Raw genomic sequence first — 6,370 nt, 5'->3', positions numbered from 1 at the left:
ATCGATTTGTCTTTTACCAGAATAGCTTCAATCCTTCCGGATGATTTCGAAACTATTTTCTCGGGCGGAATATTGGTGGTTATCACAATTTCAGTATTTACAACATCCGGATATTTGATAAACCATGACACAAAAAACAGCAAAAATATAATGGCAAATATCAAAACGGTTCCCCAGCGTATCATCCAGTGGGGAACTTTGGTGAGAATGTCCTGAACTTCCTCGCTTCTTAATTCAAATGTATCTTCTGCCATGATTAATTTCCTAATTGTAATTGGTTTCGAACCAATTCAAAATAATTTCCTTTTTGTTGTACTAATGCCGAGTGTGATCCTATTTCGATGATTTTTCCTTTGTCCAAAACTACAATTTGGTCTGCGTTCATAACCGTGCTGAGTCGGTGCGCGATAACAACCACAGTTTTTTCCTTGAAGAAGATATCGAGTTTTCGCATAATTTCTTTCTCATTATTGGCATCCAAAGCTGATGTTGCCTCGTCGAAGAATAAGATCTCGGGATTTTTGTAAACGGCTCTTGCAATTAGCAGTCTTTGTTTTTGTCCGGTACTCATTCCGGTTCCTTCTGAGCCAATTTTGGTATTATACCCCAGTGGCAAGCCTGATATATATTCTTTTATATTGGCTACATCTGCAGCATATACTAGTCGTTCTTTATCGACTTTGTCAACGCCTATTGCGATATTATTGGCAATGGTATCATTAAAGATAAAGCCTTCCTGCATCACGGCGCCTATATTGGATCTCCAGGCTTTTTGCGAAATATTCTTTAACTGCGAATTACCAATGTTAATTTCTCCTTTTTCAGGTTCATAAAACTTCAGAAGCAATTTCATGAGTGTTGTTTTCCCGCTTCCGCTCACCCCTACTATTGCCGTTACTTTATTGGCGGGAATTATTAAACTCAAATTGTCCAAAACCGGAATATCTGATCCTAAATAACGATACGAAAGGTTTTTTATCTCAATATCAGAATCATATGGAACTTCATTGGTTTGATGGGCTTCCTGCTCGGTTTCATCTTCTTTTTCATGAATTTCGGACAATCTTGCCAGGGAAATTTTTGCATCCTGAAGTTCTCGCACAAACTCTATAAGCTGGGCGATTGGTCCGTTCAGACTTCCAACAATCGAACTGATCGCTAACATCATACCTAGTGTAATCGAGCCATCGATAACTAATTTGGCCGATAAAAATATGATGAAAATATTCTTTAATTCATTGATTACTGATGAACCTATGGTTTGGGTTTGTTCTAAAACCAATCCTTTTATAGAAACTCTAAAGAGTCTTGCCTGCACATACTCCCAACCCCAGCGTTTTTGTTTTTCGGCATTGTGGAGTTTGATTTCCTGCATTCCGTTAATAAGTTCCATTACTTTGCTCTGTTCTTGTGAAACTTCGGCAAATCGTTTGTAATCCAGAATTTCTCTTCGTTTTAAAAACAGGGTAATCCATCCGAAGTAAAAAAAGCTTCCGATAAAAAAAACAAAAAAGATCTGCAGGTTAAAGTACGCCAAAACGCCTCCCATGACAAACATATTAATCACGGAAAACAAAACGTTTATTGATGAAGTGGTCAGGATTTTTTCGATTCTTCGATGGTCATTTATACGCTGCATGATATCGCCTGTCATGCGCACATCAAAAAATGAAATGGGCAGATTCATCAGTTTTATAAAGAAATCTGAAATCAGCGAAATATTGATTCGGGTAGAAAGATGCAGTAAGATCCAGCTTCTGATCAGTTCTAAACCTGTTCTTCCCGCAAAAAGAAACAATTGCGCAAAAAGAATTAAATAGATAAAATGGATATTTTGATTCTGAATCCCGATATCCACAATACTCTGGGTCAAAAACGGAAAGATCAACTGCAGTAAACTGCTGGCCAATAATCCGATGCTTAACTGTATCAAAAATGATTTGTATCTTAAAATATATTGCGACAGCAACCGGAATCCCAGTCCTTTATTTTCTTCTTTATCAAAATCAGATTGAAAGAATTTTGGGGTAGCCTCCAGCAATAGGGCAATTCCTTCTTCGGTGGATTCATCGGCATTATTCCCGATCCAGAATTTAATAAAATCCTGTTTGTTGTATTGTATTAGTCCAAAAGCCGGATCTGAAATATAGTAAGTGCCTTTTTTTATTTTGTAAAGCACCACATAATGATTTTGGTTCCAATGCAGCACACAAGGCAAAGGTGCTTCATCTAATCTATCCGGGCTTAATTTTGCTCCTAATGTCCTAAAACCAATTTTCTCTGCTGCATCACTTAAAAAAAGCAAATTGCTTCCCTCACGAGTTGTTTCGCTAATGTCCCGCAACTCCTGAATGTTGATTGTCTTACCGTAATGTCTGGCGATTATTTTTAAACAGGTAGGACCACAATCTTTATAATCAGCTTGTATATAATTGGTAAATTTTTTCAATTTTAATTTAGAATTAAATCATTATGTAGGTCGTCTTGTTATGTACCTCTTACAAAAATATGATATTTCCCAGCCAGAAATTCTAAATTAATTATTTTTCTTTTATTAAATTAGAAAAAAAACAATACATAAATTCGTTAACTCTATAAGTTTATCTTTTATAGACAGAAACGATTTAAAGATTGCTTTTTGTTACGTTTTTTAGCAGCCAATTTTGTATGTCTTTAAAAACATTATCCCAATGATAACTACTCTCAAGTTCATTACCATTTTTATCAATTTCTTTTTTGTTATAGTTATGGTCTAAATCCGGATACACAAACATTGTTAAATTTGTTTTTCTTAACAAAAAGGGAAGGAAATCATTACTTAACGAACCTATATCCTCTGTTCCGTAAGTAATAAGAATAGGTTTTTTAAATTTCAATAAACTTTCAAAAGATAATACACTATTATAACTCATCCAATTATACTCTTTGTAGTCATTTTTATATACTTCGATATTCTTCGGAATATTTTTAAAACTATTAAGATCTTCTTCAATTTCTTTTTGAAGCAAGCTATCTGAAGATGTAGATAAAGTTTCTATCCTGGACTTAAAAACATATTCACCTATTCTATTAAATGGGTTAGCAGACATACAAACTAGTTTGGCTATTTTTCTGTTGTTTTCAGAAAGCTTAGCTGCTACTCTATATCCCTCAGAATGACCAATAACATATATAGAATCTTTTTGTACCCACTTTTGTTTATACAGATAATCAACAACTGTTTTGGCTTGAAATGTCCTATATTTTAAGTTATCTTTTTTAATGTATTCAATCGGCACTTTACTGTTTTTATCTAAATAACCATCGGTATCATTTTCATAAGAACCAACTAGTGGAATTCCATGTCTGGAAATGACAATGAAATTAAATATTTTTAAATATTTTTCAATTTCAAATGGAAATGCTGTGACACTTGCTCCTGTAGAATCATGAAAAATTATTGGTTTTGCTAATGAACCCTGCAAAAACAGGATTGTTGGCTTAGCTTTTTTCTTATCAGTATTTGTTGTTAAAAAAGATATTGTATCATTTTTTGAGATTATATTTATCTTATAAAACCCATTTTGCTTAATATATTTATTCTCTTCGTTTTGAGAAAATAAATTTATATTAAACAACAGAAAGAATATAACTAATATTTGTGTTTTAAAAAGCATATTGTTTTAATTCGTTTAAAATATTATTATAATTTAGAGCTTCAACTTTTAAATCCTTAATAGTTTCAATAGGTAATTCTTTTAATAATTGATTTTGAATATGACAAATTATTTCAATAATTTCCTTACAATAAATTGAAGGATTGTCAAATTGATTTTTTAGTGAATATCTATGACCTAAATATCCTCCTCCGCAAATAGATTCAAGGGAACAATTGCTGCAAATTTCACAAAGATTATCATGTCCATTATAGTATTGTTGTGCTAATTCAGAACCTTCATAAATCGCTTTCAATTCATCTTTTGCAACATTAAATTTTGTTTTTGTAAAACCATTGCCGCATATTCTTAATGTGTCGACTGTTTCAATACTACCGTCGGTTTCTATAACCAATGTGTCATTAATCCCTTTTCCAAAATTTTCTGAATTTTTGTCCAACCCTAATATTAATCCAATTAAATCACTTAGAGGTCTTATTTCTGGCTTTTTCATATCTTCATCAAAATACCATAAATCAAACATTTCAACTAACCACGATCCAATTTTTGGTACAGAGTCTTGATTTGATTTGATATAATTAAAATCCTGAAATAAAAAATGGATAGAATTTGCTTCCAAATCTTTGAAATGCTGATATACATCTTTTGGCTTTTCATTAGTATCAATTACACATAAAAAATCACTATATTCTTTACCGTATACTTCTTTAATAATTGTAGAACCTTTAATTATTTCTTTATAAGAACCATTCCCATTGTGATAAATTCTATTTTTATTATTAGAACTTGGAGTACCGTCTAAACTAATCCCGATTCCTATCCCTAAATCACTTAAATCTTCGCATAGTTTTTTATCTATTAAAACGCCATTTGACTGCATAGTAAATGACATTTCAATTGTTTTAGGAATAATTTCATCTACAAGTTTAAGAAAATCTCGAAAAAAAGTAATTCCTGCAAGTAAAGGTTCTCCTCCATGAAAAATTATTAAGAAATCACCAAGATTATTTTCGATACAATGTTGTTTTACCCTTATTAAAATTGATTTTACAGTACGTTGTGACATGAATTTTGGTTGAGATTTATAACTGTCATCTCCCATATTATACATATAACAATATGTACAATTAAGATTACATCTACTAGCGACTTTAACGACCAAATGTGTTGTTCTCATTTAATAATAATTTATTAAAAGCACGAAAATTAATTCGTGCTTTTTGGAATGAAATTAAACAGTATTAATTTCAATTAGTTTTAAAAAACGCTACTTTTAAGATAAAAATTAATTTCAATTTTGATCTGCTAATATTGGAGTTTTAGGCTTCTGTGTGCCTGTACTTTCAGCATAAGTTCTTTCAGAATATGAACCTACTATTTTTTTCATTTGATCTCTATCTAATTTAGTCAATAGATCAAGAACATTTTCTTCTTTACTAAAAAAGAATTTTGTTTGGTTTTTCATTTTATTACTATTTAAATTATTAAATATTCCTTAAAACCTTTTTTAATTAGATTCAACATACTCTGCGCACAAGTTTTAAAACAAAATCAAGAAAGTTTTTCATTTTTCAAAAATCGTTAAAACCATAATCACTTAAGTTATTTTTGTAGGATTATTTCAGGCTATTTTTAGGAATTTAAAAATAAGATTACTTCCATTATAAGAAATAACTGTATATTAGTTTTTAATTCGTTTGGAGATGGAACATGAAAATCTAATACAGGCTAGAAAAGAAAAAGGATTAACTCAAAAGGAAATGGCTGACATGCTTGCTATGGAGCAAACAACCTATTCTAAAAAAGAAAGAGGAATATCCAGAATACGCGAAGAGGAGTGGGTTCAGTTTTCTAAAATCCTGGAACAGGATATCGATGATCTTAAAAGCAAAGATCAAATCTCAATAAACAATGTGAATTTTGGTCATTCAACGTATTTTAAAATAATTGAGACAATTATTAGATACAATCAAAAATTAGAAGAGGAAAACTCTCTATTAAAAGAAACAGTTAAAGAAATAAATTTAAAGATTTACACAAAATAAACCGCCAAAATAAAAACATAAGGCGGTTTATTTTTGTTTCAAATATGAAAATTAGTGATCTAACAAACAGCTTTCTTCAATAACAGATGCACAAGTTTCGCCTTCACCAGGATGTATAACACCCGCAAAAATGCCAGTTCCGGGACAATAACAAGCCTCGATTCCGCCACCGCCGCCGTTAATGTTTTTCTGCTCACTAATACTTAAAATTTCAACTCCGATTAAATCTTTCAATTTTTTCATAATTTGTTTTTTGATTTTGTTATTACTTCAATCATTTAAAGACAGTTGAAGCATCTGTCTGCTAAAAAACTATCGTAGTATTTCATTACCTATTTTATTGGATAAAAAAAAACAGAAAGGAAATAATTTTGGATCAATCTCAAAACCTGGGGAGGAAATGTCAAAATAAAATAAGAACTTTGTAATCTAAGAATTTTATATGACCCCTATAGAACTTTTGAAGTTTATGCTTCCTGATTTTTTAGTAGAACATTTTGAAGTAGTTTCATCTACTAATAGCGAAGAAATATTACACCTCTATTTTGAAGAGAATTCTAAACCTCCAGAAGAGTTTAATAATCTTCAATTAGTATCAAAGGGTTTTCAAGATGAGATTACAATTCAGGACTTTCCTCTGAGAGGCAAGTTGGTGTATTTACATATCAA

The 6,370-nt window shown here is 31.1% G+C and carries 7 protein-coding genes and 1 pseudogene; 2 read left to right on the top strand and 6 right to left on the bottom strand.

Annotated elements, in window-relative coordinates:
- The 5 genes and pseudogenes from EAH81_RS27175 to EAH81_RS27590 all read right to left on the bottom strand — a co-directional run.
- Positions 1-254 (bottom strand): annotated as a pseudogene (locus tag EAH81_RS27175) (HlyD family secretion protein); the annotation flags it as partial.
- A 2-nt stretch (positions 255-256) separates the two neighbouring features.
- Positions 257-2,449, bottom strand: a complete 2,193-nt coding sequence (locus EAH81_RS27170; RefSeq protein WP_140512110.1) for a peptidase domain-containing ABC transporter — start codon at positions 2,447-2,449, stop codon at positions 257-259.
- A gap of 175 nt (positions 2,450-2,624) precedes the next feature.
- On the bottom strand, positions 2,625-3,656 hold the full coding sequence (locus EAH81_RS27165; protein ID WP_140512109.1) for an alpha/beta hydrolase family protein: 1,032 nt from the start codon (positions 3,654-3,656) through the stop codon (positions 2,625-2,627).
- On the bottom strand, positions 3,646-4,833 hold the full coding sequence (locus tag EAH81_RS27160; RefSeq protein ID WP_140512108.1) for a radical SAM protein: 1,188 nt from the start codon (positions 4,831-4,833) through the stop codon (positions 3,646-3,648). The genes EAH81_RS27165 and EAH81_RS27160 overlap by 11 nt, the downstream gene beginning before the upstream one ends.
- A 114-nt stretch (positions 4,834-4,947) precedes the next feature.
- Positions 4,948-5,121 (bottom strand): hypothetical protein, encoded by a 174-nt coding sequence (locus EAH81_RS27590; RefSeq protein WP_161595870.1) that lies wholly within the window; start codon positions 5,119-5,121, stop codon positions 4,948-4,950.
- A gap of 238 nt (positions 5,122-5,359) precedes the next feature.
- Here EAH81_RS27590 and EAH81_RS27155 point away from each other — a divergent pair, with 238 nt between their 5' ends.
- A complete protein-coding gene (locus tag EAH81_RS27155) occupies positions 5,360-5,701 on the top strand; it encodes a helix-turn-helix domain-containing protein (RefSeq protein ID WP_140512107.1) in 342 nt (113 codons plus the stop codon).
- Positions 5,702-5,752: 51 nt separating this feature from the next.
- Here the strand turns inward: EAH81_RS27155 and EAH81_RS27150 are convergent, their stop codons facing one another.
- Complete coding sequence (locus EAH81_RS27150; protein WP_140512106.1) at positions 5,753-5,944, bottom strand: hypothetical protein; 192 nt, start codon at positions 5,942-5,944, stop codon at positions 5,753-5,755.
- A 199-nt stretch (positions 5,945-6,143) separates the two neighbouring features.
- On the opposite strand from EAH81_RS27150, the gene EAH81_RS27145 reads away from it, so the two are divergent.
- Positions 6,144-6,370: transposase (locus EAH81_RS27145; protein WP_140510179.1), on the top strand; the 227-nt coding region annotated here is incomplete at its 3' end.

Origin of the sequence: Flavobacterium pectinovorum, assembly GCF_006438875.1 — a bacterium.
Taxonomy (GTDB): Bacteria; Bacteroidota; Bacteroidia; order Flavobacteriales; family Flavobacteriaceae; genus Flavobacterium; species Flavobacterium pectinovorum_A.
The sequence above is the reverse complement of the archived record's forward strand: the minus strand, read 5'-3'. Positions and strand labels throughout refer to the sequence as shown.

Bases quoted from the DNA above. Each gene is read 5' to 3' on its own strand.
- EAH81_RS27155 (WP_140512107.1), top strand. From the start codon at position 5,360: ATGGAACATGAAAATCTAATACAGGCTAGAAAAGAAAAAGGATTAACT.
- EAH81_RS27160 (WP_140512108.1), bottom strand. From the start codon at position 4,833: ATGAGAACAACACATTTGGTCGTTAAAGTCGCTAGTAGATGTAATCTT.
- EAH81_RS27150 (WP_140512106.1), bottom strand. From the start codon at position 5,944: ATGAAAAAATTGAAAGATTTAATCGGAGTTGAAATTTTAAGTATTAGT.
- EAH81_RS27590 (WP_161595870.1), bottom strand. From the start codon at position 5,121: ATGAAAAACCAAACAAAATTCTTTTTTAGTAAAGAAGAAAATGTTCTT.
- EAH81_RS27165 (WP_140512109.1), bottom strand. From the start codon at position 3,656: ATGCTTTTTAAAACACAAATATTAGTTATATTCTTTCTGTTGTTTAAT.